The organism is Anaerotignum lactatifermentans DSM 14214, assembly GCF_900142265.1.
GTDB lineage: Bacteria > Bacillota > Clostridia > Lachnospirales > Anaerotignaceae > Anaerotignum > Anaerotignum lactatifermentans.
In genome coordinates this window covers 16,399-41,210 of the sequence record NZ_FRAH01000029.1, presented here as the reverse complement: position 1 = coordinate 41,210, position 24,812 = coordinate 16,399, and the positions used below count along the sequence as shown (strand labels likewise).

Annotated in this window: 26 protein-coding genes and 1 pseudogene; 8 read left to right on the top strand and 19 right to left on the bottom strand. The window is 40.9% G+C overall.

Annotated elements, in window-relative coordinates; all coding sequences use genetic code 11:
* Nucleotides 1-18: 18 nt before the first annotated feature.
* Complete coding sequence (locus BUB35_RS09260) at nt 19-273, bottom strand: hypothetical protein (protein WP_072851116.1); 255 nt, start codon at nt 271-273, stop codon at nt 19-21.
* Nucleotides 274-588: 315 nt separating this feature from the next.
* Nucleotides 589-1,248, bottom strand: a complete 660-nt coding sequence (locus BUB35_RS09255; protein ID WP_072851114.1) for a hypothetical protein — start codon at nt 1,246-1,248, stop codon at nt 589-591.
* Between the two features lie 1,202 nt (nt 1,249-2,450).
* Between BUB35_RS09255 and BUB35_RS20110 the strand changes: the two genes are divergently transcribed.
* Nucleotides 2,451-2,696: an integrase core domain-containing protein gene (locus BUB35_RS20110; RefSeq protein ID WP_084730638.1), complete on the top strand. Its 246-nt coding sequence runs from the start codon at nt 2,451-2,453 to the stop codon at nt 2,694-2,696.
* A 132-nt stretch (nt 2,697-2,828) separates the two neighbouring features.
* Here BUB35_RS20110 and BUB35_RS09240 read toward each other — a convergent pair whose 3' ends face one another.
* The 13 genes from BUB35_RS09240 to BUB35_RS09190 all read right to left on the bottom strand — a co-directional run bounded on the left by BUB35_RS09240 (nt 2,829) and on the right by BUB35_RS09190 (nt 11,641).
* Entirely contained in the window at nt 2,829-3,116 is a 288-nt protein-coding gene (locus BUB35_RS09240) for a hypothetical protein (protein ID WP_072851120.1), read from the bottom strand.
* Nucleotides 3,117-3,399: 283 nt separating this feature from the next.
* Nucleotides 3,400-4,332: an McrC family protein gene (locus BUB35_RS09235; RefSeq protein ID WP_242949230.1), complete on the bottom strand. Its 933-nt coding sequence runs from the start codon at nt 4,330-4,332 to the stop codon at nt 3,400-3,402.
* A gap of 8 nt (nt 4,333-4,340) precedes the next feature.
* On the bottom strand, nt 4,341-4,748 hold the full coding sequence (locus tag BUB35_RS19620) for a hypothetical protein (protein ID WP_242949229.1): 408 nt from the start codon (nt 4,746-4,748) through the stop codon (nt 4,341-4,343).
* Nucleotides 4,723-5,634 (bottom strand): AAA family ATPase, encoded by a 912-nt coding sequence (locus tag BUB35_RS19615; RefSeq protein ID WP_242949228.1) that lies wholly within the window; start codon nt 5,632-5,634, stop codon nt 4,723-4,725. Before BUB35_RS19615 ends, BUB35_RS19620 begins: the two co-directional genes overlap by 26 nt.
* 102 nt (nt 5,635-5,736) lie before the next feature.
* Nucleotides 5,737-6,792, bottom strand: coding sequence for a ScoMcrA-related endonuclease (locus BUB35_RS19610; RefSeq protein ID WP_242949227.1), 1,056 nt, complete (start codon nt 6,790-6,792; stop codon nt 5,737-5,739).
* Between the two features lie 198 nt (nt 6,793-6,990).
* Nucleotides 6,991-7,185 carry a hypothetical protein gene (locus BUB35_RS19605; protein WP_072851112.1) on the bottom strand — a complete coding sequence of 65 codons (195 nt, stop codon included), beginning with the start codon at nt 7,183-7,185 and terminating at the stop codon, nt 6,991-6,993.
* A gap of 45 nt (nt 7,186-7,230) precedes the next feature.
* Complete coding sequence (locus BUB35_RS19600) at nt 7,231-7,449, bottom strand: hypothetical protein (protein ID WP_072851111.1); 219 nt, start codon at nt 7,447-7,449, stop codon at nt 7,231-7,233.
* A gap of 84 nt (nt 7,450-7,533) precedes the next feature.
* On the bottom strand, nt 7,534-7,725 hold the full coding sequence (locus BUB35_RS20270) for a hypothetical protein (RefSeq protein ID WP_072851109.1): 192 nt from the start codon (nt 7,723-7,725) through the stop codon (nt 7,534-7,536).
* A gap of 280 nt (nt 7,726-8,005) precedes the next feature.
* Entirely contained in the window at nt 8,006-8,524 is a 519-nt protein-coding gene (locus BUB35_RS09210; protein ID WP_072851107.1) for a hypothetical protein, read from the bottom strand.
* 159 nt (nt 8,525-8,683) lie between these two features.
* Nucleotides 8,684-9,646, bottom strand: coding sequence for a replication initiator protein A (locus tag BUB35_RS09205; RefSeq protein ID WP_072851105.1), 963 nt, complete (start codon nt 9,644-9,646; stop codon nt 8,684-8,686).
* Nucleotides 9,624-10,472 carry a ParB/RepB/Spo0J family partition protein gene (locus BUB35_RS09200; protein WP_084730637.1) on the bottom strand — a complete coding sequence of 283 codons (849 nt, stop codon included), beginning with the start codon at nt 10,470-10,472 and terminating at the stop codon, nt 9,624-9,626. Before BUB35_RS09200 ends, BUB35_RS09205 begins: the two co-directional genes overlap by 23 nt.
* A gap of 43 nt (nt 10,473-10,515) precedes the next feature.
* The gene (locus tag BUB35_RS09195) at nt 10,516-11,310 is read right to left on the bottom strand and encodes a ParA family protein (protein WP_072851101.1); all 795 of its coding nucleotides are present in this window, start codon (nt 11,308-11,310) and stop codon (nt 10,516-10,518) included.
* A gap of 61 nt (nt 11,311-11,371) precedes the next feature.
* On the bottom strand, nt 11,372-11,641 hold the full coding sequence (locus tag BUB35_RS09190) for an alpha/beta-type small acid-soluble spore protein (RefSeq protein ID WP_072851099.1): 270 nt from the start codon (nt 11,639-11,641) through the stop codon (nt 11,372-11,374).
* Between the two features lie 440 nt (nt 11,642-12,081).
* On the opposite strand from BUB35_RS09190, the gene garR reads away from it, so the two are divergent.
* The 7 genes and pseudogenes from garR to BUB35_RS20105 all read left to right on the top strand — a co-directional run bounded on the left by garR (nt 12,082) and on the right by BUB35_RS20105 (nt 19,455).
* On the top strand, nt 12,082-12,972 hold the full coding sequence (gene garR / locus BUB35_RS09185; RefSeq protein WP_072851097.1) for a 2-hydroxy-3-oxopropionate reductase: 891 nt from the start codon (nt 12,082-12,084) through the stop codon (nt 12,970-12,972).
* Nucleotides 12,973-12,984: 12 nt separating this feature from the next.
* Nucleotides 12,985-13,776, top strand: coding sequence for a sugar phosphate isomerase/epimerase family protein (locus tag BUB35_RS09180; protein WP_072851095.1), 792 nt, complete (start codon nt 12,985-12,987; stop codon nt 13,774-13,776).
* A gap of 1 nt (nt 13,777) precedes the next feature.
* Entirely contained in the window at nt 13,778-15,037 is a 1,260-nt protein-coding gene (otnK, locus tag BUB35_RS09175; protein WP_072851093.1) for a 3-oxo-tetronate kinase, read from the top strand.
* A 4-nt stretch (nt 15,038-15,041) separates the two neighbouring features.
* On the top strand, nt 15,042-15,635 hold the full coding sequence (locus BUB35_RS09170) for a class II aldolase/adducin family protein (RefSeq protein ID WP_072851091.1): 594 nt from the start codon (nt 15,042-15,044) through the stop codon (nt 15,633-15,635).
* Between the two features lie 51 nt (nt 15,636-15,686).
* Nucleotides 15,687-16,991, top strand: a complete 1,305-nt coding sequence (locus BUB35_RS09165) for a four-carbon acid sugar kinase family protein (RefSeq protein ID WP_072851089.1) — start codon at nt 15,687-15,689, stop codon at nt 16,989-16,991.
* A 31-nt stretch (nt 16,992-17,022) separates the two neighbouring features.
* On the top strand, nt 17,023-18,024 hold the full coding sequence (pdxA, locus tag BUB35_RS09160; RefSeq protein ID WP_072851087.1) for a 4-hydroxythreonine-4-phosphate dehydrogenase PdxA: 1,002 nt from the start codon (nt 17,023-17,025) through the stop codon (nt 18,022-18,024).
* Between the two features lie 30 nt (nt 18,025-18,054).
* A pseudogene (locus BUB35_RS20105) lies at nt 18,055-19,455 on the top strand (GntP family permease).
* A 68-nt stretch (nt 19,456-19,523) separates the two neighbouring features.
* Here BUB35_RS20105 and BUB35_RS09150 read toward each other — a convergent pair.
* The 4 genes from BUB35_RS09150 to BUB35_RS09135 form a co-directional block, all read right to left on the bottom strand.
* Nucleotides 19,524-20,174, bottom strand: coding sequence for a GntR family transcriptional regulator (locus BUB35_RS09150; protein ID WP_072851084.1), 651 nt, complete (start codon nt 20,172-20,174; stop codon nt 19,524-19,526).
* Between the two features lie 249 nt (nt 20,175-20,423).
* Complete coding sequence (locus BUB35_RS09145; RefSeq protein WP_072851082.1) at nt 20,424-22,013, bottom strand: WG repeat-containing protein; 1,590 nt, start codon at nt 22,011-22,013, stop codon at nt 20,424-20,426.
* Between the two features lie 20 nt (nt 22,014-22,033).
* Nucleotides 22,034-23,635 (bottom strand): WG repeat-containing protein, encoded by a 1,602-nt coding sequence (locus BUB35_RS09140; protein WP_159432881.1) that lies wholly within the window; start codon nt 23,633-23,635, stop codon nt 22,034-22,036.
* Between the two features lie 220 nt (nt 23,636-23,855).
* Nucleotides 23,856-24,545, bottom strand: coding sequence for a hypothetical protein (locus BUB35_RS09135; protein ID WP_072851077.1), 690 nt, complete (start codon nt 24,543-24,545; stop codon nt 23,856-23,858).
* Nucleotides 24,546-24,812 lie beyond the last annotated feature (267 nt).

The following is a 24,812-nucleotide window of genomic DNA, read 5'->3' as shown; positions in this document are numbered from 1 at the left end:
AATATTTTGCCCTTGGTCTCACTTCCTTTCTGTGGAGTGCAGAAAATCCCGCAATAGCTCATTTTCCATCTTTAGTCGTTTGTTCTCATACTTGTATTCTGCCAGTGTTTTTGCAGGTTTGCGCCCTCGTGTCTTTGGAAGGACAGATTCTTTTAGCCAGCAGTGAATTGCCCATCGACTAATCCCATACTCTTGACTTAAAGCACGCTGACTTTCTCCTGCTCTGATTCGTGATACAACTTCCTCTCGTATCCCCGCTGGATACTTTTTCATTCCTTTTTTCCGGACATAGCGAGACCCCCTTATGTAGTTCTATTATCCTACATAAGGGGGCTTTTTGTCATTGTCCGTTTTTACTGGACCTGTTCATTCGCAACCAGATGCCTTTAAAATATCTAATTTGATTACTTAATAAATTACCTGTTTTTTGTTTATCCTATCTTAATAGATATAATAGATTTTCCAATTATCTTTTTTTACTTTTCATAGGGCATTCCCAATTATTTTAATATAAATAATTTCTTTTACTACTCTTTAATATAGATATCTCTAAAAAACAGAAAACCATATACCAGTCTCAAGCAATTACTAAACGATATGAAAAACATCCCTTTGACCTGTTTCTTGTCCAAGCATTTGGGAGGACAAAAATTGAAGATAATAATCTCCATCCACATCAATTTTTTCAACAAACTGGAATTCTACAAGTTCAACTGTTCCAAAATCCCGGAAATCACCAGCAAACAACTTTTCTTTATATTCTTTTTCCGTCATATTTTCCATTATTGTTTTATCAACAGCATAAAAAATTGCTGTTTTACTTCCATCTTTATTTTTTGTTATTTCTTTTAAAATATAAGAATAAGGATAAGGAGAAAATCCCCTTGATGCCACATTTCCATTATCTAAAAGTACCGTCAAATTATTTTCATAATTTGATACTTCCTTATTAAAGTATTGTCTTACAATATCATCTATACTATTGATTGGAACACCATTTTGCATATCATAATCCTCATTCGTTGACGAATAATGGCTTATCGCAAAAGCAATCATTTGTTCTTCTGAAAAATCTTCTCCTTCATTCTGATTATTCATTAATAGAGATATATAATAATTATTTTCGAAATAATCATAATACTTTGAAATACTGTCCATAGGAATACTCTGAGCATTTTCAGCATAATTACATGAATTAAATATGAAAGCAATTACCAAGAGAAAAACATAGTATTTTATTTTTTTCATACGTTTACTCCTCCTTTATACAAACACTCTGCACTTTTTAGAATATCACTTTGTATTATATTTAATTATATTGTAATATATTGTTTTATTGTGTCAACGTAAATTGTATTAATTATAGTACAAATATATCTTTATTCTTTTTACTTTTCATATTTCCTATGCTTTTGGACATTATGTCCAGAAGTTATGCCTAGCCCTTTCCGTACATATCTTTCTGCACTTTCTGCTGATAGTAATAATTTGGATCTATATTAAATAAGTGGACATGATTTATAAATAGATGTACCATAATACTAGACACCAAAAGGAGGTATCTTTATGGCTAAAAAAAATTATTATAATGAGGACTTCAAATGAACTCTTGTTAAGCTCTATCATAATGGTAAAATACAAGCTTCTCTGATCAAAGAGTATGGTGTTTCTCAAACTGCTCTTTCCAGATGGCTCAAGCAATACTCCACTGTTGTAACATCTAATGATGAAATTCTGACTGCTAAACAGATTCAGGAACTCCAGAAAAGAAATGCATAGCTCGAAGAAGAATACCTCATCCTAAACATCTTAACGCCACACTCAAACAACAATTAGAAGCAATTCATAAGCTTCGATTCCAGCACAATATCAAAACCCTCTGTCGTGTACTCAACGTAAACCGCAGCACTTATTACAAACATTTTTAATCTCTGCCTTCTTCCAGAACCATTGAGAATCAGAACATCAAACAAATGATTCACTTACTCTGACTACAATAAACGCATCGGTGCTTATAAAATCACATATATCTTAGGTCGTGACTATGGCATTTACATCAGCGTCGGTCGAGTGTACCACCTGATACGTTCCATGCACCTTCCACCTATGTCCAAAATAAAACCAAAATCCATTTCTCGCCCAAAAGAGTCGTCTGGTTGTTATGCTGATTACCTGCATCAAGACTTTCATCAAAAAGCTCCCAACTTAGTCTGGACAAGTGATTTTACATATCTCAAAGCCGGAGGTAAGTGGTATTACCTTTGTATCATTATGGTTCTTTTTTCCAGAAAAATTATCTCCTAGAATATATCATCCAAACCCAATGCGAATCTGGTCATCCAGACCTTTCAGAAAGCATATCATTCCAGAAATTGTCCAGCTGGACTGATGTTTCACTCTGATAGAGGATCACAGTGCACAGCATTTGCATTTCGAAAACTGCTTGATAACTGAATGTTGTCCAGTCCTTCTCGAAAAAGGGATATCCTTTTGATAACGCCTGCTGCGAAAGTTTCTTCAAATATCTCAAAAAAGAAGAAACCAACAGGCGTAATTTTCGTACCTATCGTGATCTATACCACTCTGCCTTCCAATATATCGAAGGCTTCTATAACTCTCGCAGACCGCATAGTTCTTTAGGCTACTTGACGCCAGATAAAATGGAAGCAACATTCTGGGATCGGCAAGGAATCTAGCCGTTCCCCCCAAAAATATTTAAAATCATGTCTATTTTATTGACTATAGTCCACAAATATATCTGAAGTGCATTTCTGCATTTCATTCAAAAACTTTTATTTGAGACTTGACTTTTAATAGTTAGTCTTTGCTTATGCCTTCCATTGACCGCCTTCAAAAAATGGTGTGATATAAGCCATGATAAACCCAAGACCATTGATGATTGCCCATGTAATGATGATACGCTTTAACCAGGCTCTGAACTCGTCCACTGTCCTGCCACTTCTGGAAAAGTTCATCATCAAAAGCGCTATCGCAGCCGTTACTACCGCTGCTATGGTGGATATGGCTACGATTTGACCATATACATCTTTCATGATTTCCGTAGCCTTTTCCCATACAGTTGCCGCAAAAACAGGCTCCGCCATATAAAGCATCATGGTACTACTGCAAAAAAGTAGATAGCCTGCCTGAGCAATGGAAAATCTTTTCTTCTTCTCTTTTTTCATGTTTTGACCTCCTGTAAATGGAATATAAAAAAGGCATCTGATTTTTACAATCAAATACCTTTGAATAAAAAATATATTTTGTTGTTTGGATAGACTTCCATATTGGTATCTTATCATATAAGAAATATCGTGTAAATGTCAGGGCAGTATCAATTAAGTGTCAAAGTAGTGCCAATTTCATTTCAGAAATACTTCTGGACATAATGTCCAGAAGCTATCTTTCCATATGCGTATATGGTTTTGGCTCTATAGAAAAAAGCACCTGACAAAATTCCTGTTCATAAAGCCCAATTTGTCTCACAAACCCTTCATAATTCTCTTCATTTGCTGGAATTTTCAGCCCACACTTGACCACCATAACATCTTTTCTCGGCTCCACATTATCCTCATATGTAGTACCCTGATTGAGCCATAGTGTTTTATTCTCACCTTCTGCCTCTTCTGGATACAGATAATATCCTTGCTTTGCGTCAAATCGAAACAGATAAGCCAACAGCTGTAAATAATCCTGATTGCCAATATTTTCAATGGGTTTGTATTTCGCATCGGCAATCACCCTGTTTTCCCTGTCTTTGCTGATAAAATCAGGATAAATCAAACCTACATTACCTGCAAACAATCTTTGGGTGCCCTTCCTGCTTTTATTTTTGGGATGGTAGAACATATCTCCTATGAGTGTATGGATATATTCTTCCCATAACCATGCACCATCAAACAGGATACCATAAATCTGACGGGAACCGCTGCCAATCTGGTGCTTTTCATGTTGTAAGATCAACAGACAAAGATGCTGCAGCGCCCGATATTCATAGTAGTATGCATGCTGAATCCTATGCTGCTGATTCTCAGAAATGACTTTTCGTTTTTCGTGGGGCTGATACCGTGGTGTTGCATCTACGACCATCCGCACTTCTTCCTTAACTTTCGCCAGCAGATTTTTGCCAAAAGCTTTTTTTCGGATAAATTCTATTGTATGACGCACCAATTCCATCAGCATATTATCATAAGCATACTCCCTTTGACTGTATGCAATTTTTCCTGTAAAGGGTGTATTTTCTTTTATGTGTCTTGCTATATCCAGCCTGCCCTTCACATGGCTGTCATTATACCGATTACAGATATATGTTTTGTATAATCCTTTTCGCATGGCTTTTTTCAGATATTGTGGAAAAAAAACAACAGCAAATGAAACAGTTTGTTTTCCTGATCCGCATCTGTATCCAGATTTACAACATTAGGAAAATCCAACACACGCTCCAACAAATACTGAAGAAAAGCATCCTGACCAGATACTGAAAAACGGGATTCTAACACCAACCGTTCTTTTCCATATCCAAGAAAACCCATAACATTACCGGAACGAAAACAATCATTGATACGCTGCAAAACCATCTGATCTTCAGTGATGTCTTCCGCTTCCGCAACACAGGAAGGAAAAATAAAAACCCCCTCCTGTTCCAGCTGTTTCAATGTCTTATTGGCGATTTTCTCTGTAAGTAGTGGAATTGGGGCGAAGTCTTCTTTTCTGCGCTGTGTATTATCCTTCATGCGTAACTGCTGCATCAATATCCTCGCCGTCCTTCTTTTTGTAACCGTATGCCTGTTCAAAGCGTTTCATAATTGCCCTCTCGTCATACATCCCCTGGATATAATCCTGCAAAAGAGGCTGCAGATAGTCCGTCCAAAGCTGGTCAAACGTCAGATGTTTCAATTTCAGGAAATAGGCAGGACCAATCTGATAATTCTCATTCAGTTCTTCCACATTTACAATTTCCTGATTCAACGCAGTCATTCGCTGAATGGCTTCTTCTTCCAACGCTTCATTTTCCAAAGCAGACAGCATTTCCAGACAGTTCTCCGCCTTCAGTTCGATAAAACGAAATCTACGCCGCATAGCAAAGTCAAAGCTATCCACAGACCTATCAATATCATTCATAGTACCGATAATATATACATTATCTGGAACGTAGAACTTTTCTTCTGGGTTCATGTGCAGATTTGCATACTGTGTAGAAACTTCCCCAGCACGACCACGATATCCTGGATCGATGGCAAAGAACAATTCTCCAAATATTTTAGAAATTTCACCTCGATTGATTTCGTCAATGATAAAAATATACTTTTTCAACGTTTCCTGTTCTGCCATTTTTCTGGATGTCTTATTTTTGGTTTCCTTAATTGCTTTATAAATAGCAAAATCATAGGAATATGCCTGCGAAGCAAACTGTTTTCCAAAAAAGCTCGCAATATCCTTTACCTTTTGAAAGTCCTCACCGGACTCCAGCATTTTTCTGATTTCATCTGTATTTAAAACGAGCCTGTCCGTTACATTTCCTGGAATAGACAAATAGATGCACCTTTCATCCACACTGGTGATGAAAAACTTACTGCCATTGATGGTTTCAAACGAATCCACGCCCAGTTCCACACTCGAAAAGAAATTTTCCATGGCATCCTGAGCAGAAATTTCTTTTTCTATGGTTTCTTTGGATTTTTGGGAGTCCTCATAATTCTTTCTGGCGCGCTGGATAAATTTTTTGAAAATACCATCCTACAAAGCAAATCCCATTGTTCCATCTTCATGAATCTGGGGACGCAATCCCTCTACAAAATCGGAATAATCATAGCTCGGATGAAACTGTACAAACTCCACCTGTTTCCTTTGTTCACCAGAAAGCTGTGTATAGTCATCGAAATAACCATTGCTGATGATATCAGTAGCAATTTCTCTGGCAAGGTAAGACTTTCCAGTGCCCGGTGCCCCACGGAAGATGATGTTTTTCGACTCCATGAGCATTTCGGAATATGGATTTCTGTATTTTTCTGTTTCAAGTGGTGGCGGCGGTGGCGGATTTATCTCACCCGTCTCTTTTTCACGGTAGGAAAGAACAAATCGGTCCACTTCCGCCCCAAACCGTTTCAAACATTCCTGTACAAAGAGAAGTGTAGAAAAAATATTCCAACAGTAAAATATGAGCTTTCTGCCATTATCATAGTGATAAGTCAAATATTCCAAGGTCTTCTTTTGTTTACGAAAACCTTCTAGGCTGTCATAAATACCACGAAACACCCCATGGGTCGGTTTATATTGGCAGATTGGAAAATTTTCTTTTTCTTCTACAGATAAAGCCACGATTTGTTTTTCAAAAATCTGGCAAGCCAAACGGGGCATGGTCTGATTGGAGTTTCTTTTTTCTCCCTTTCTATAATTGCGTTTGATGATCTCACCGTTAGCTTTTTGAAAAAATACATCCAGCGGTTTGTAGTGATCCCCCATAGTCAAATCGTCCATAGTAAATCTCTCATCCGTAGAGGAAACATCATTTGCCGTAACGATCAACTCGTATCTTTCCTGTTTCGCCTCAATGCAAAATCCATGTTTCTTCAAAAACGATCTTGCATCTGTTCCATGAACCCCCTCTGTTGAGATTTCTGTGCCATTTGCCAGATGATCTGCCACAGCAACCACATATTTCGTTGGGTACTTCTTACCATCATCCGTAATTAAATCATATTTCATACTTTGATTGTGAGACGATATCCCGTTCTCATCGATATATCGCAAAGCATCTAGAATATGCTGGCGATTTATGTTTGGAAAAGCCATAGTCCTGCCCCCTTATCCCCTTGCAAAATCCTGATTTGTTTTTTCTGAAAGGAACTTCTGGACATGATGTCCAAAAGTGAACGTTAACTTATCTCCATTATAATGACATAAAGCACATACGACAAGATTTTGTATTACGATACAAAAACGATTAAAATATAAAAAGTTTTTGCACTGTAGTACAAAAACTTTTTATCTTCATTCGTTGATAGCAAATGCCGCATATAAAGGGACACTCTTTATATTATTCTCGAAACCAAAATTCATGGATGATATTCTGATTGCTTTTTGAATACCATATTTTTTTATGAATACACCAAGACTTTTTGCCCTTACATTATCAGCTACTTTTACCTCCACAGGTATGATATCGCCTTCCGCAGACTGAATCACAAAATCCAGTTCTGCTTTTCCAATTGCTTCCCAGTAATAAAGATCCTACCCATTTGTTTTCAACGCAGCAGCAACATAACTTTCAGTTAATGCCCCCTTAAAGCCATCAAAGGCATTTGTTTCAGTTAGAATCATTTTTGCCGGTATGGAAAACTTGGAGCACAAAATTCTTGTATCCATCATATATATTTTAAATATTGTATCAGCCAAATCACGCTGATTTAAAGCCCATAGAAATTCTTCAAAATCCACAGGATACATCATAACCATATCCACCTTGCCAGCAGGAAAAGAGTATTTTTCTCTGTTTAAAGCTATTTCTAATAATCTTCCTGCTGTAATAACGTGTTATTCAGGTGCTTTTTCGAAAAAATACTTCAATGAAAGAAACGCTCTTTCACATGCCTGTATTTCATCAAATATAATAAAAGTTTCGTTTTTGAAAATGCTTTCTCCACTCCTAATAGACAGTTCTGTAATAATACGTTCTATATCAAAATCTTTCTCAAATATACTTACAAGCTCTTGAGAGTCTCCCATATTAAAGTAAACCGTATTCTTATAGTATTTTTGCTGCTTATAAGAGCAGTATATATTTTTCCGATTTGTCGTACACCTTTAATAATCAAGGGTATTCTTTTGCTGCTATTTTTCCATTTGAGTATTGTATTCTCTATTTTACGTTCCATAAAGTGTTATCACATAACATTTATTTTAACATAAAATCATTTGCTCATTAACATTATGATTCTCTTAAAATAGATATATAGTATCATAGCAGCTTTTTGCATAACAAAATTCTGCTCTTTTATAGTGAATTTTATCTATTTGTTTTTTCAAAAAAACAAGTACATTCCATACACTCCCTGGAAGTATATCCCCATAAAACTCTCCCTAATTGCATGACAGCTTCATTCTTCTTGCGGAAATAGGTACTTCTTGAAATATCCTTCATATAGTCCCTAAGTTTATCCACGATTTCATCAATATTCTGCATTTCCTGTGGTGAGAGATATGTATAATACAAGATCCAATAGTACAGTTCACCATTTTTATGCTTTGTTCTCAGCAAATCTACAGAACAGTCAATCATACGCAGCATATTTCTGCTTCTTGCAATGGTTTTTGTCTGCGATTCTATCTCTGTACCGTTCAAGTCAAGTCCTGCTTCATAGGTCAATTCCAGAAAACCTTCGATATCCCTACCATATTCCTGATAGAAATTTCGATTGATTCGATTTACCGAAACTTCCAAACTCCAAACAACATCTCTATACTGTTTCAACAGCAATTCTGTATTATGATATACTGTTGCGTCCTCTTTTTCTTTCTGTTTCATACCATTTTCACTCCCTTTACTTCTGGACATTATGTCCTAAAGTCACATTTCAACTTCCGACCACTCTGCCCCAACTTCTGGACATAATGTCCAGAAGTTCCCTTTGTCATCTAAATTTATATATCTTTAGCTTTTGGACATTATGTCCAAAGGTAACAATCAATCATTTCCATATAAATCCTTCTGCATTTCCTGTTGATAGTAAAAATTGATCGTTGTCGGTGCATAATAAAGCGTAGTCAATAAATAAGCTCTAATATTGCCAATCTTCGCAGTCATTTTTTTCATGCTTTCCAGTACATACTCGATATGAGGTTGTCGGATTTTCAAAAACTTTTCCTTCACCAGTGCATAAGGGTATGGTACACCTCCAATGGTTACATATTCCCTTTCTACGCACACAATATCGCAAATAAGCTGATACAGTTCTTCTACCAATTCCTTTTCTCTTACATTGCCATGCTCCATATAATAAGCATAATCAATATTCTCCTTTATTTTTTCCATAAAGCAGATAATCCCATCAACCTTTGATGGATTGATGGGATTATTCTGACTCTTATAAATTTCACTTAACTCCGTATAAATACTATCTTTTTCTCCGAAGTCCAGACTTCTGGTTTCCTGACTTTCAGAGTTCTGTTTTTTCGTACTAATCACTTCTGTTTTTCCGACTTCTGGCATTCTGTTATTTTCATCTTTGGACTTCTGGTTTTCCGCAGTTGGTCCCTCTAAAGCAGACAATGCAGGCTTTGAAGTAATAAAGTTTTTTACATATATGATGGCTGGTTTTCCCAAGCCTCTTTTTTTTCTTTCAATCAAGCCAATGCCCTTTACAGTATCCAATTCCGCCAGAATTTTAACGCCTTTATCTTTTCCGCATTGCAGATCAGCCATGACATTCTCCAAAGTATAAATGATATATACACGATTTTGATCATCCAGCCATCCATTTTTCATGGATAAGGACATTCTATCCAGCATAAGACCATACAGCAGTTTTGCATCCGTTGACAATCCTTTGAATCTAGCTTCCTGTATCAGTGCTTTCGGTATACGGAAAAAAGCAAATTGTTCTGCCTCTATACCATAATAATAATTAAACTGATTCTCTTTCTCCACCCTCACCACCTCCTGCTCGCTGCTGTTTCCATTGCTCCAAAAGCTGACAGATAATTTCTTCCATAACTTCTTCACTGTAGGAATCTGGAAAATATCCCTTAATTCTGTTCGCGTTTAACATAAATGGTTTATCTATTTTGACTTTCTTGCAGCATAGTATTTCCTTTACGCCATTCTGCGTCAACAACCCTTTTTGTGACTGTTCTTTACATTGTTCTGCCTCTTTGGTCTGCAATTTTATTTTTTCTTCCAGCAGGATATCTGTTACCCACTCTTGTTCTTCTTTCTTCAAAAAGGATAACGCAATACCAGGAACAATACCTATTTTTTTCCGATCCAGCATTTCCAATAAGTCATCATTCAATCTGGCAAGCCAGACATACCTTTGTACCGTTTTTCCACTTTCTCCAAAAGCTTCTCCCATCTGCTCCAATGTATGTAAACCGCCTTGTATCCCCTGATGTTTCAACGCTTCATACTTCATCTGATAGGCTTTTGCTTTCTGACTAGGCAGTATATTTCTGCGATAGATATTAGAATCTACCATCAGTATAGTTGCTTCATCATCATTGCAATCTGTCACAACTGCCGGAATGACATTTTGTCCGATTTCTTTGCAGGCTGCTGTTCTTTTGTGTCCGGATATGATCACATATCCACCTTGTTCTCTTTGTCGAACCAAAATTGGTTCCAAAACGCCATATCTTTTTACACTTTCTACCAGTTCCTGCATCTCTGCATCCATCTCAAATCGAAAAGGGTGGTCTGGAAATTCATGTAAATCTGAAATATGTATCTCTATGACACTTTTTCCTTTTTGCTCCATGGTATCCGAACCAAACAAATCATCATAGCTGGTCAACTTGATTTTATCCAAACCGTTCTTCACTTTCCAGCACCTCCTTTGTCAGCATTTGATATGCCTTTGCAACTTTTCCTTTAGAATCATAGCAAAAGATGCTTACGCCCCTTGTAGAAGCCTCCTGTGCTCTTACCGACATTGGAATCATACTTTCAAAAATCCTGATTTTTCTGCCGTAGGCTTCTTTTAGCATGGCTATGATATCTTTTGCATAATTTGTTCTCTGGTCTACCATAGTGAGCAAAATACCTGCAATCTCTATTTTCGTATTGAGATGTCGTTTCACTTTCCCAATGGTTTTGATGAGCTGTTCTAATCCTTTTACTGGCAAATATGCTGCCTGCACAGGTATGATGACACTATCAGCACAAGAAAGTACATTGATGGTTATTGTACTCAAAGAAGGCATGCAATCGATCAAAATATAATCATAAGCATCTTTTACCATATCTACATACTGCTTCAGTATCCGCTCTCTGCTCATGACATTCACCAATGAAATTTCCAAGCCAGAAAGTTCAATATTTCCCGGAAGGATGTCTACGTCCTCCCCATGATGAAGGATTCCCTCCTGTAGATCGATTTCCTCATCCTGAATGATTTTCCCAAGGATGGTAGCCAGCGAAGTTTCCAGTTGATCCGGCTGCGGATAACCCATACTGACTGTCAGGCTCCCCTGCGGATCAGCATCAATGAGAAGCACTTTTTTTCCTTCTCTTGCCAGACTGATGCCAAGATTTCCACAAGTTGTTGTTTTTCCTACGCCACCTTTCTGATTGACAATGGCAGTCACTTTACTCATTTTCATTCTCCCTTCTTCTACGGGAGCACACTGCAGTTTCGGTATGCAAAACCAGACCTTGTTATATAGAAATGGTATAAAAATATGTAACTGCAAAGTTATGCCCCTGACAACTCCTTAAATTCCTTAAAAACTTTCTGTGTTGTTCGGGATATATGTCTTTTACCATATAGCCGCCTACATAGCCGTTCTGCGCGGATGTCAGGTCGCCGTTATAACCTTTTTTCAGAGGCACGCCGATTTCGTTTGCCACTTCGTATTTGAACTGTTCCAAAGCGGCTCTTGCCTCAGGTACGTTTACTTTGTTGCTTGTAGAAGATGTGTTGCTCATGGTTAAAAACCTCCTTCAAAAAAACTGTTTGTTTGGTGTTGCAATGTTAGTATGACACGGACGCATTTTATTATGTCAGGTACATATTGGTACAAAAATTGTATAAATTTTCAAAGAAAATCTTGCGCAGCCGTTTTGTATCTTTTATATGCTTTCAAACCAATGACAAAATACCCAGCCGTTTTTTGTCCAGTTCATATAATACAGACAATTGTCCACCCCTTATCATAACCTCACAGGATGGACACATCACAAAGAAATTCCTCCCACAAAACACACAAAGAAAATAATGAACAAAAATTTTCCTTTTTCTATATGTATTATGTAGAAATTACAAAACGTCATTGACCGGTATACCGGTATGCAACATAATGAGTATATAAAAACGACTTGATTCTATGATAAAACAAACGCAAAACAAACAAAGGAGAGATGCGATTATGAAAGCTGGATTTATCGGACTTGGCATCATGGGCAAACCCATGGCGAAAAACTTATTGAAAGCCGGATGTGAACTGTATGTAAACGACCTGAACAAAGATGCCGTTGCAGAACTGGTTGCTGGCGACGCAAAAGAAGGCGATTACGAAACCATCGGGAAAGAATGTGACATCGTTCTGATGATTCTGCCTAACGGCGCCATCGTTCAGGATGTACTCTTTGGCGAAAACGGTCTGGCAGGCTATTTGAAACCCGGCACTGTTGTATGTGACATGAGCTCTGTAACACCTACAGAATCCTGCACATGCGCAGAAAAACTGGCAGCAATGCAGATTGGCTTTGTAGACTCTCCTGTCAGCGGCGGCGAACCCAAAGCAATCGACGGTACACTGGCATTTATGGCAGGCGGCAACGAAGCAGACTTCGAAAAACTGAAGCCCTATTTTGACGCCATGGGCGCTTCCGCACTGCTCATCGGCAAAAGCGGCAGCGGTTCCGTTACCAAACTGACAAATCAGGTTATCGTAAACCTGACCATCGCAGCTGTTTCCGAAGCATTTGTACTGTGCAGCAAAGCAGGCGCTGACCCTGAAAAAGTATATCAGGCAATCCGCGGCGGTCTGGCTGGCAGCGTTATTCTGGACGCAAAAGTGCCCATGATGATCGAACGCAACTTCAAACCCGGCGGCAAAATCTCCATCAACCACAAAGACATCAAAAACGTTATGGCAACTGCGCATTCCATCGACGTACCCATGCCTCTGACCAGCCAGCTCTTCGAAATCATGCAGTACCTGAAAGTAACAGGTCACTTTGATGAAGACCATGCAGGCATCGTTCAGTACTTCGAAAAACTGGCAGGCGTAGAAGTGAAAAAAGTCAACGCTTAAGGAGGTCCTGTCATGAAATACGGATGTGGCACCACCATTGACAATTACAGCATTTTACAGGCTCTGGGCTTCGATTACATCGAACTGCCCGGCAACCAGATTTCCCAGATGACAGACGATGAATTCAATGCACTGAAAACCATTCTGGAAAACGGCAGTGTCAAATGCTGCGGCTTCAATGCAGCACTGACACCGGACATCGTTATCACCGGGGAAGGTTATGATCTGGAAAAAGCCAAAGCTTATGCAGAACTTCTCTGTAAACGCGGCAGCCAATTACATATTTCTGCCATCGGCATCGGCTCCCCCAAATCCAGAAAATTTCAGGAAGGCGATGATCTGGAAAAAGCATGGAAAGAAACAGAAGCGTTCATGACCATGTTTGCAGATGTGGCAGCACCTTATGGCATCATCGTCATGTATGAATCTCTGAATCATACCGAAAGCGCATTTGGTCTGAGAATTCGGGAAGGCGCAGATTTGGTGAAAAAAATTAACCGCCCCAATTTGAAAATCGTATTCGACATTTACCATATGGCTATGGAACAGGAAGACATTCAGGAACTGGAATATGCTCTGCCCTATGTGCATCACATCCACATTGCGGAACGTGTGGGCGCAGAACGCAGATATCCTTCCGATGCCCTTTATGACTATTACAAAAAACTGCTGACACCTGTCATCCGCAGCGGTTATCAGGGTACTATCTGCACAGAAGCCTTTGACGGCGACGTCCGGGAAGGCGCAGAACGCTCTATTCACCTGCTGAAAAAGATTGTCGCAGAAATCGAACAGGAGGGATGATATGAAACAGGATATTTTAATCGGCTGTGTTGCCGATGACTTCACAGGCGCCAGCGACGCTGCCTCTTTCCTTATGAGCAAAGGTATGAAAACCATTTTGTTCAACGGAAAACCCGATGGGGAAATTCCGCCCTGTCAGGCAGTTGTCATTGCTCTGAAAAGCAGAACACAGGAAACAAAAAGTGCTGTAGCAGATAGCATGGCTGCTTTTACCTGGCTGAAAGAACAAGGCGCACAGCATTTGTATTTCAAATACTGCTCCACATTTGACTCCACAAAAGAAGGGAATATCGGTCCTGTAGTGGATGCCATGCTGGAAGCTTTCGGTGAAAAATACACCATTTTGTGCCCCGCTCTTCCCGTCAATAAACGGACTGTGGAAAACGGTATCCTTTATGTAGACGGTGTGCCTCTGAGCGAAACACACATGAAAAACCATCCCCTGACACCCATGTGGGAATCCGAAATCGCAAAACTCATGGACCCTCAGGGAAAATATCAGACATTGAATGTAAACACCGAACTGCTGGCAAAAAGCAAAGAAGAAATTCTGGCTGTTGTGGATGAGTTCGGCAAAGATAAAGAACATTTCTACATCGTACCCGACTATGTCAACGACGAAAACGGCACCAAAATCGCTGAAGTTTTCGGTGACCTGACTGTTCTGACAGGCGGCAGCGGTATTCTGGTACCTCTGGCTGCAAAATATCAGCAGGCACAGACTGCCAAAGACAGCATGGAAAACAGTGTAGACGGCAAAGGCATCGTTTTGGCTGGCAGCTGCTCCAAAGCCACACTGGAACAGATCGCAGATTTCCAGACAAAAGGATATGCTTCTTATAAAATCGATCCCATGGCTGTATTGTCTGGTACAGAAACCGTAGACACTGTATGGGATTTTGTAAAAACACACGCTGACGAAGAAGTGCTGCTCTACAGCTCCGATCAGGCAGAAAACGTGGCAGAAATCCAGAAAGTCGGCAAAGACAAAATTGCTGCTCTGCTGGAAGGTCTGACTGCTGCCGTTGCGGAACGTGCCGTTGCAAACGGATATACAAGAATCATCGTCGCTGGTGGGGAAACCTCCAGTGCCGTTGCGAAAAAATTGGGCTATCATTGCTTTGAAATTGGGGAAAGCATCGCGCCGGGTGTGCCGATCATGGCACCACTGTCCAATGAAAACATCCGTATTGTTCTCAAATCCGGCAACTTTGGTCAGACAGATTTCTTTGCCCGTGCATTACAAATGACAAGGAAGTGAACAAATGGAAAATCTGAAAACCGCAGTATGGATTGCACACAGCTTGTTTGAAAGGGGAAAAGCCACCGGCTCCTCTGCAAACATGAGCTTTAAAGAGAAGGATCGTATTTATATCACCGGCAGCGGAACCTGCTTTGGTACTTTGAAAGAAGAAGATTTCTCCGTACTTACTTTGGATGGAGAATGGATTTCCGGTCCAAAGCCCAGCAAGGAATTTCCGCTGCACAAAATGATGTATGAAAAAAGCGAGGACATCCAGGCTGTCATTCATACACACAGCTTTTACGCAACCCTTTGGTCTTGTGCCGTACATGAAAACCGCACAGACTGCATCCCCCAGTACACCCCTTACCTGAAAATGAAATTAGGTACAGTGGGACTGGTTCCCTACGGAAAGCCCGGCTCTGAAGAACTGTTTTCCGCTTTCCGCCAGTGTGTTTCCGGCAGTGACGGATTCTTGCTGGAAAACCACGGACCTATTGTAGGGGGCAAAAATCTGCTGGATGCCTTCTATTGCCTGGAAGAACTGGAAGAAAGCGCAAGAATGGCTTGGGAAATCGAATCCAAGCAAGGTCCCCTTTCTTTCCGCAAAATCTGACATACAAAAGAAACCAACTGACAGAAATCATGTCAAGGAAAGAAGATTCCCATGCCACAATGTGTTGTAATCGCAGATGACTTAACCGGCGGAAATGCCACCGGCGTTCTTTTAAAAAAAATGAATTATCAGGCCTATACGGTCATGAATACAGAAAGCATGGATTTGCAGGCATTGGAAGACTGTGACTGCGTGATCTATCCCACCGACAGCCGCGGTGTTGCTCCGGAAGTTGCCTATGAACGGGTATACAATATTTGCAGCCTCCTGAAAGACGATGCTGTCAAAGTATACTCCAACCGCATCGACAGCACATTACGGGGCAATCTGGGCAGTGAAACCGATGCCATGCTGGATTGTCTGGGAGAGGATTATATCGCCATTGTTGCGCCCTGCTTCCCTGCTTCCGGCAGAATCGTTGTCGGCGGCTATATGCTGGTCAATGGTCTGCCTCTGCATAAAACAGATATTGCCATTGACCCGAAAACACCTGTCAAAGTTTCGGAACCGGCAGTGCTGTTTCAGGAGCAAAGCAAATACAAAACAGCATCCATTCTCATGAAAGACCTGATGCATGGCAAACATTATCTGGCAGATATGATGAAAGCTCACGTAGCAGAAGGCTGCCGGATTCTGGTGGTTGACTGTGTCACCCAGGAAGATCTGGATTTGATTGCCGATGCTACCATCACCAGCAAGCTGAAAATCGTCGCTGTTGACCCCGGCGTTTTCACCGCAACATTATCCAGAAAACTCATCACACCCACTCAGAAAAAAGAGAAAAACCGGATTCTGGCTGTTGTCGGCAGCGTGAATCCCAATACAAAAGCACAGATGGAAGAACTGTGGCTGTCTCAGCTCATCCATAACGTCTTTGTGAAAACAAGAGAACTTTTGGAAAGCAAAGAACAGCGCAGCGCAGAAATTCAGCGGGTAATCCATGAAATTCTGGAAGTCAGTCACCTTAATACCGTTTCTACCGTAACCGGTGACGGCATCTATCCCGAAAACCGCATTGATTTCCAGCCTTATATGGAAAAATATCATTGCTCCATGGATGATGTGACCGATAAAATCAACTCCGCTTTCGCGGAAATCGCTTATGGCATCTTCCAAGCACAGCCGGAATATAAAGGTCTGTATACCAGCGGCGGCGATGTGACCGTAGCTGTCTGCAAAAGATTCCAGACCGCCGGATTATCCCTGTCTGACGAAGTACTACCTCTGGCAGCCTATGGTCAGTTCCTGACAGGTCCATTCGCAGGCATCCATATCATCACAAAAGGCGGCAGTCAGGGTGAACGGGATGCCATCAACCGCTGCATTACCTATCTGAAAGAAAAACTTTACATTTAAAGAAAAAACAAACGGAAAGAGAGGAATTTCCATGAATAAAAAACCTAGAATTGCGATCCCTCTTGGAGATCCTGCGGGCGTTGGTCCCGAAATTGTCGTAAAATCTATTGCATCCCAGGAAGTTTTCGATGCCGCTGAATGTGTTGTCATTGGCGATAAAAAAATCATCGACAAAGCCATCGAAATCACTGGCGCAGATATTACCGTTCATGTGATCACAGAACCCGAAGACGGCGATTTCCGCCCCAGCGTTCTGAACCTCATTGATCTGGATAACGTAGATATGACAAAATTCGAATATGGCAAAGTCAACAGCATGTGCGGTCAGGCGGCCTTTGCTTATATTGAAAAATCCATTGCCCTTGCCAATGCTGGCAGAGTGGATGCCGTTGCTACAACACCCATCAACAAAGAATCTCTGAGAGCCGGAAACATCAACTTCATCGGTCACACTGAAATTTTCGGCGCACTGACAAACACAGAAGATCCTTTGACCATGTTTGAAACAAACGGCATGCGTGTTTTCTTCCTGACCAGACACGTTTCCCTGCGGGATATGCTGGACATGATCAAAAAAGACAGAATCAAAGACTATGTAAAACGCTGCCTGGAAGCTCTGCGGAAACTGGGCGTACAGGATGGCACCATGGCTATTGCCGGTCTGAACCCTCACAGCGGGGAACATGGTCTGTTCGGTTGGGAAGAAGTGAACGAAATCATCCCTGCCGTAGAAGAATTGCAGGCAGAAGGCTACCCTGTTGTAGGTCCCATTGGCGCAGACTCCGTATTCCATCAGGCTGCCATCGGCAAATACAACAGCGTATTATCCCTCTACCACGACCAGGGACATATCGCCACCAAAACTCTGGACTTCGAAAAAACCATTGCCATCACAAACGGCATGCCCATCCTGCGTACTTCCGTAGACCACGGCACAGCCTTTGATATTGCCGGCACTGGGAAAGTAAGCGCAGTCAGCATGATCGAAGCCATTCTGCTGGCAGCAAAATATGCACCTTATTTCACCAAATAATCACGTATTTATTTAAGGGAGGTTATGACAATGATCGGCGGATTAAGCGGCGACAGAATGTTATTAGGTCTTGCCATTGGTATTATCGTACTGATTTTCTTGGTACTGAAAACAAAAGTACAGGCATTTTTGGCACTGATCATCTCTACCATCATCGTTGGTGTTGTCGGCGGCATGCCTTTGACAAACATCACATTAGACGACGGAAAAACATTTGGCATCATCAATTCCATCACCACTGGCTTTGGCGGTACACTGGGCAGCATTGGTATCATCATCGGCTTCGGTGTCATGATGGGGCAGATATTTGAAGTAACGGGGGCTGCCAAGCGAATGGCATTCACCTTCCTGAAACTCTTTGGCAAAAAGAGAGAAGAAGAAGCCCTGGCTCTGACAGGCTTCCTGGTATCCATCCCCATCTTCTGTGACTCTGGGTTTGTGGTACTTTCCCCCATCGCAAAAGCGATTTCCAAAGCAACGAAAAAATCTGTCATCGGGCTGGGTGTTGCACTGGCAGCTGGTCTGGTAATTACCCACTCTCTGGTTCCTCCTACTCCCGGTCCTCTGGGCGTATGCGGTATCTTTGGCGTTGACGTTGGTAAATTCATTCTGATGACCATCGTGTTGGCAATCCCCATGGCAATCGCATGTATTGCTTATGCTAGATTGTACCTGAGCAAAAAAATACTATCAGATTCCCAATGAAGACGACGAATTTGTATCTATGCCTTATCAGGAACCTACATATGAAGACACATTCAAAATGGAAGAAGAAGGTCTGCCTAGCACACTGCAGTCCTTCCTGCCCCTGATCGTTCCCATTGTACTGATTCTGATCAACACCATCGCTTCTGCTTTGGGCAAAACAACAGGTCCCATGGAAATCCTGATCTTCCTGGGTCAGCCCATCGTAGCCGTTGGTCTGGGTCTTTTGGTTGCTATTTTCGGTCTGGGCAGAAATCTGGATCGTCACACAGCACTGTCTGAAATGGAAAAAGGTATGATGTCTGCTGGTATCATCATGCTGGTTACTGGCGGCGGTGCCCTGGGTCAGATCATCAAAGACTCCGGTCTGGGCACTTACATTGCGGAAGGTCTGTCTCAGACGGCTATCCCCATCATCATCCTGCCTCTGATCATCTCCATACTGATGCGTTTCATTCAGGGCTCCGGTACAGTTGCAATGACAACAGCGCAAGTATCTCTGCTCCTATCATCGTCGCTTCCGGTGTCAGCCCTCTGCTGGGCAGCATCGCCTGCTGCGTAGGCTCCCTGTTCTTCGGTTACTTCAACGATAGTTATTTCTGGGTTGTAAACCGTACACTGGGTGTCAAAGAAGCAAAAGACCAGTTGATCACATGGTCTGTAACCTCCACCATTGCATGGGTTGTAGGTGTCATTGAGGTACTGGTACTGAGTTTCTTCATGTAATGATTTTTTGATTAAAACATCTCTTCTATATAAAAAGCAGGTATTCCCTTTTGGGAATACCTGCTTTTTTAATCTTCGTCTATACTGATATTTCTGGGGCTTTCCATATGATACACAATGCTTTCATAAGTCTGGATCATATTGCCCTGTTTCATGTTTTCAAAAATCTCCAAATGCTCCTGATATATCTTTTCCATACGTCCCGGCACATGCAGCGAATGCAGCGCCAGATTACGCATACGATACATATAAGTGCCAAAAAGATTGTTCAGTTCCCGATTGGCAATATGGCTGACCAATTGAATATGGAACTGCATATCCGCTTCAAAAAAAGCCGTCACTGACTCCTGTTCCAACGCTTCCTTTTGCTGTTTCAAAAAAGATTCCAGCAGGTCAAAAGTTTCCTTTGTTTCTTCCAAATGCGCCTTCTGGGCAATTTCTCTTCCGCAGTATCCCTCAATGGCTGTACGAATCTGATTGGTATCCACAAAGTCCTGTATGCCCATTTTATGCAGGCAAAATCCCTTGTTTGGCAAAATATCAATGTATTTTTCCTGAGAAAGATACTGTATGGCATCTCTGACAGGTGTACGGGAAATCCCAATTTCCTTGGCAATCTTGGTTTCCGAATAGATTTCACCATACTCCATTTTGCCTTCCAATACCATGTTTTTGATGTGTTCATACGCCAGCACATGCAGCGCCTTTTTCTGATCCATAGTCACTCTCTCCCCAATGTTTTCTTTCCTTTGTGCCGCATATCATAGAATGATATACCAATAAATCAAATATTTTTGATATTATTTTACCATAGTTTTTCTTTCGAATCAACGAAACAATCCCCTTTTATCTAGGGAAAAATCCCTATAAAATAAGGTTTTGATGGAAATAAAAAAGGTATGGATGTAAAACCATACCTTTTTTTATCTGCATTTATTGTCAAAAATATAACTTATTGTGATGCAGCATCATTTCTGCAAAAGCGGATTTTTCACAATACCACATTGATCCTGCACTTTTACCACCGCATATCCATCTTGGAATCTTTCCGCTTCATCAAATACAGGAGAAATGACCATTTTCCCAGTTTCGTCTACATAGCCATATTTTTGTGTCTTTTCATCCAGTACATGTGACATCCCTTCAGAAAGATCTCTAAGCAGTTTGTCCTGTTCCATGGAAACTTCCCCGTTCTTATCATAATAACGATCAACTCTATCTCCTTCACCAGAAGGCAGCATCACAAACTGGGATATATGCAAACAATCCGCACAATTACCATAAAACTCTCCTGACTGATCTGCAATTTTCCTAACTTTTTCACCTTTTGTATTGATGAGCCATACCGGACCATTTTCTTCTTCCTGTACAAAAGCTGTGCCATCACTGAAATTGGATGCCCATACATACTGGGGTGCAATGACTTCTTCCCCTTGAAGATTGATATAGCCATATCCCTGTTCTGTCTGTACTAAAGCCATACCATCCTGAAAACTTTTACAAGACTTGTACTTGGGCTCCGCAACATAGTTTCCTTTCTTGTCGATCACACCATATTTCCTTGTTTCCAAATCGCGAACCACTGCCCGTTCTTCAGAAAAGTATCCGCCACTTGCAAATTGCAGAGGAATCTGCAACGTTCCGTTTGCATCAACATAGCCTTCCACTGTCTGACCGTCCTTTTCATCCCTTACACATGCCAGTCCTTCCTGAAAATCATTTATGGAATCATAAACCACATCGAACTGTTTCTGCCCATTTTCATCCATAACGTATTCCTGTTCCCATTTCTCTGTGTATACACAGAACATTCCTTCTCCCAGATATCTCATTTCAAAGATTTCTCCCGGCGCAAAATGGCTTTTTACTTTTCCGCTGCTGTCCAAAATATCATAAGTACGTTTGAAATGGTCTTTCATATCATTGATTCCAAAGAAATATCCATCCCCCAAATTTACTATTTCATCATAGGTATCCGTCAACGCCACCGCATAGACCGGTGCCTGTCCTTCGCCGGAAATGACAGGTGTTTTTAGATTTTCTTCATAAATAATCTGATTTTCCGGAACAGTTACAGCCACTTCCTGTTTTGCGCTGTTCCAATGAAAGTCTGCATCTGTCAACTGGTATCCGTATTGATTCAATATGGTAAGCCAGTTCCGTAGAGGAATAAACAACCGACCGTTTTTCACCTCCATTTTTCCCACCACAGGCTGTTCTTCGCGATTGACAACGATCTTATTTTCTTTCACATACAAAAATATGGAACTTTCGCCCAGAATCACCCCTGCCTGCTGGTCTACACTATTCCAATAGATTTGTGCGTCAGGATAGATGGATGTAAAAAATGTCCGCACTGGCAGCATCACATAGCCGTCTTTCAGATAGATTTCCGCATCCGAAGACTGCAAGACATCGTCCCTATAAAAATTTGTCGTACCAACTATCCCACGATACACATGAGGCTCCTGTAATAAGCGTTCCTCTTTTGCCCATGTCGGTACTGTCCCTGTCAAAAGCAAAGCGCTGCTCAACAAAATACAAAACCCTTTTTTCATGTAAAATTCCCCCTTATGTATCATTTCATCAAAGGATTTTTGATAACCCCTACTTTTACGTTTCTTGTGCCATTTTCATTTGGAATCATCTGTTTCACCACTGCATATCCATTCGAGAATCTTTCCGCCTCATCAAACAGCGGAGAAACGACCACATTCCCTTGTTCATCTGCATAACCATATTTTCCTGTTTCTTTATCAAGGACAGCAGAAAGCCCTTCTGAAAAACCAGACCGAAGTTCATAGGTTTCTCTGGAAATTTCTTCGTTTTTGTCATAGTATCGCCCAGTACCTTGGTACCCCTGCGGATAATCTACTTCCATCAAATCACTTTCCGGGAAATAGAAATAGGATAATGCATCTGTAGATTCCAATAACTTTCTGACTTCTTTCCCAGTTTTATCAATGACAAGAATCTGCTTCTGATCTTTTGTAACGGCAAAAGCGGTACCGTTTTGGAAATTACTGACAAAACCATACTGAGGCGGAACCACTTCTTCTCCCTGATGGTTGATAAACCCTTCCCCGGAAATCGCCTGCACATGTGCCAAACCTTCCCGGAAAGGATCTGCAGAGCGGTATTTCGGTTCAATGACCACATTCCCTTTTGTGTCAATGAAGCCATACTGCCCAATGCCAGATTCACTCATGGATACTGGTGCCAGTCCTTCTGAAAAAGATCTTGCCGAACCATATTTCATGGGAATCTGCAAATTTCCTTCTGTATCTATGTATCCATACCGGTAGCCATTTTCCGTTTTTTCCCGAACCAATGCCAATCCTTCGGCATAGGACCAAATCTGGTCATAGTCTGCGGAAAACAACTTGTTTCCTTTGGCATCTACTACATATGCCGGGCGTTCTTTCCCTTCATACTCATAAACACAGAAACGGTTTTCTCCCAAATATCCAACATGATGCGCTGTTCCGGGTGCAAATGTGGCAAGCACCTTGCCAGTACTGTCAAAAATCTTCTGGTCATTTTCATCACTGTAGTTTTCCGCAATGAAATAACCGTCACCTGCATTCCAGATAAAATCATATGCTTCTGTAGGCTCCACCAGATAAACAGGGGTCTCACCTTTTCCCGTGATTTCTGTCTTTACCAACTCCTGTTCTCTGTTGATGACATATTCACTAACTTTCACAATGGCTTCGCCTTTTTCACTGTCCCAGACAATGCTGTCCTCATCCATTTCATAGTTGCATCGTTTCAGGATTTCCTGCCAGTTTCGCAGGGGTACAAACAAACGCCCCTCTTTCACTTCCAGTTTGCCGGATACGTTTATATTTACACTCGCCGCAGCTATCTCGTTTTGCGGCACATCCAATCGGATAGGATATTGCCCCATCCATACCGTTGCCACCTGTTTCTCTCTGTCCCATATAATTTGGGCGTTTTCATCCACCGCTGTAAAAAATGTCCGCACCGGCAGCATCATATAGCCATCTTTCAAATAGATTTCCGTGTCCAAAGTCTGCAAGACATCATCCTTATAGAAATTCTTCGTGCCAACTTCTGCCCGATAAGTATGTGTCACCTGTTCCACATCATTTCCATACACAGGCACCGTTCCCATAAGCAAGGCACTGCTCAGCAAAATACAAATTCCCTTTTTCATATATGCCCCCCTTTTCTGTTCCTTTCCGTTTGCTTCTAAACTCAGTATAGCAGAAACCCATTTTTTGTCTGCTGTTTTAAGAAATCTGTACATTTTTTGATACATTCGTGTAATATTTGTTATCTATTTGCAACAAAAAAGCTGAAATTCTTTTATTTATAAAGAATTTCAGCTTTCTATGTTTCTTTATGAAGACGCCTCTAAACGACATTCTTTTTGTTTAAGCATACTGTCGGAAAAGTTTTGCCATCTTATACAGATAAACCAGCTGCACGATGGCAATGACAGCGGTACCGATGGTAAATGCCAAAATGAGGAGCGCTGCCAGCAAGAAAGAAATTAAGACAACTAACGTACTCACAATCATTCCCGCAATAATCACACAATACCATTTCCACAATGTCAGCCACTTTTGAGAAAACTCCAGATCAAATTCCCGCAGCACTGCCGCATGGCTATGGAATTCATAATATTTTGCGATCAAACCCAAAATCAGCGTAGGCAATCCAATGACAAGAACCATCAACGGACTTTCCACCTGAATCACTTCCAAACCCATGGATAACACCGCAGCTAAAATGCTGAAGATACCAGCTATACGATATTTTTCTTCTACACCTCTCATAGGCAGCAGAATCACGCCGTACAAAATCCCTACAACCATGGACAAGAGGGTTCCAAAAATATAAACACCTGATTCCTTGCCAACGAGATTTTCATTGCTCAAAATACCTGCAATGGCACTGGGAATGATCAGCCAGAACAATATCCACAGCCATTTCCCCAGAACTTCCGCCTGCTCTTTTTTTGCGGTTTCCTTTGCCAGAATATTTCCGTCTTTTAGGATATCTGGCATTTGCGCATCGTTTGCCCAAGTCCCCTGATTCTTTTCATCATATCTTTCGTCCATAAATATCCCCCTTTTCATCTATGCCTTTTCAAAATACTACACTTTTCTGCTGTGTTTTCCAGCCTCTTTCCAATTTAAGTTTTCTATATTCTACAATAGATTTCATTTTTTGTATATAGCATACAATTTATTTTGTATATCTTAAAAAAAAAGTAATAAAGCAACTTCCCCTTAAAAAAACATTGATTTTTCTTTTCCTTGATTTCTTAAGGGGAATTGCGGCGGCTGACTTCATAAAAAACATAACAAAAAATCTTAATAAAAAAT

Bases quoted from the DNA above. Each gene is read 5' to 3' on its own strand.
- BUB35_RS09260 (WP_072851116.1), bottom strand. From the start codon at position 273: ATGAAAAAGTATCCAGCGGGGATACGAGAGGAAGTTGTATCACGAATC.
- BUB35_RS09255 (WP_072851114.1), bottom strand. From the start codon at position 1,248: ATGAAAAAAATAAAATACTATGTTTTTCTCTTGGTAATTGCTTTCATA.
- BUB35_RS09240 (WP_072851120.1), bottom strand. From the start codon at position 3,116: ATGATGCTTTATATGGCGGAGCCTGTTTTTGCGGCAACTGTATGGGAA.
- BUB35_RS09235 (WP_242949230.1), bottom strand. From the start codon at position 4,332: ATGCGAAAAGGATTATACAAAACATATATCTGTAATCGGTATAATGAC.
- BUB35_RS19620 (WP_242949229.1), bottom strand. From the start codon at position 4,748: ATGCAGCAGTTACGCATGAAGGATAATACACAGCGCAGAAAAGAAGAC.
- BUB35_RS19615 (WP_242949228.1), bottom strand. From the start codon at position 5,634: ATGGAAAATTTCTTTTCGAGTGTGGAACTGGGCGTGGATTCGTTTGAA.
- BUB35_RS19610 (WP_242949227.1), bottom strand. From the start codon at position 6,792: ATGGCTTTTCCAAACATAAATCGCCAGCATATTCTAGATGCTTTGCGA.
- BUB35_RS19600 (WP_072851111.1), bottom strand. From the start codon at position 7,449: ATGATGTATCCTGTGGATTTTGAAGAATTTCTATGGGCTTTAAATCAG.
- BUB35_RS20270 (WP_072851109.1), bottom strand. From the start codon at position 7,725: ATGGGAGACTCTCAAGAGCTTGTAAGTATATTTGAGAAAGATTTTGAT.
- BUB35_RS09210 (WP_072851107.1), bottom strand. From the start codon at position 8,524: ATGAAACAGAAAGAAAAAGAGGACGCAACAGTATATCATAATACAGAA.
- BUB35_RS09200 (WP_084730637.1), bottom strand. From the start codon at position 10,472: ATGGAGCAAAAAGGAAAAAGTGTCATAGAGATACATATTTCAGATTTA.
- BUB35_RS09195 (WP_072851101.1), bottom strand. From the start codon at position 11,310: ATGAGTAAAGTGACTGCCATTGTCAATCAGAAAGGTGGCGTAGGAAAA.
- BUB35_RS09190 (WP_072851099.1), bottom strand. From the start codon at position 11,641: ATGAGCAACACATCTTCTACAAGCAACAAAGTAAACGTACCTGAGGCA.
- garR (WP_072851097.1), top strand. From the start codon at position 12,082: ATGAAAGCTGGATTTATCGGACTTGGCATCATGGGCAAACCCATGGCG.
- BUB35_RS09180 (WP_072851095.1), top strand. From the start codon at position 12,985: ATGAAATACGGATGTGGCACCACCATTGACAATTACAGCATTTTACAG.
- otnK (WP_072851093.1), top strand. From the start codon at position 13,778: ATGAAACAGGATATTTTAATCGGCTGTGTTGCCGATGACTTCACAGGC.
- BUB35_RS09170 (WP_072851091.1), top strand. From the start codon at position 15,042: ATGGAAAATCTGAAAACCGCAGTATGGATTGCACACAGCTTGTTTGAA.
- BUB35_RS09165 (WP_072851089.1), top strand. From the start codon at position 15,687: ATGCCACAATGTGTTGTAATCGCAGATGACTTAACCGGCGGAAATGCC.
- pdxA (WP_072851087.1), top strand. From the start codon at position 17,023: ATGAATAAAAAACCTAGAATTGCGATCCCTCTTGGAGATCCTGCGGGC.
- BUB35_RS09150 (WP_072851084.1), bottom strand. From the start codon at position 20,174: ATGGATCAGAAAAAGGCGCTGCATGTGCTGGCGTATGAACACATCAAA.
- BUB35_RS09145 (WP_072851082.1), bottom strand. From the start codon at position 22,013: ATGAAAAAAGGGTTTTGTATTTTGTTGAGCAGCGCTTTGCTTTTGACA.
- BUB35_RS09140 (WP_159432881.1), bottom strand. From the start codon at position 23,635: ATGAAAAAGGGAATTTGTATTTTGCTGAGCAGTGCCTTGCTTATGGGA.
- BUB35_RS09135 (WP_072851077.1), bottom strand. From the start codon at position 24,545: ATGGACGAAAGATATGATGAAAAGAATCAGGGGACTTGGGCAAACGAT.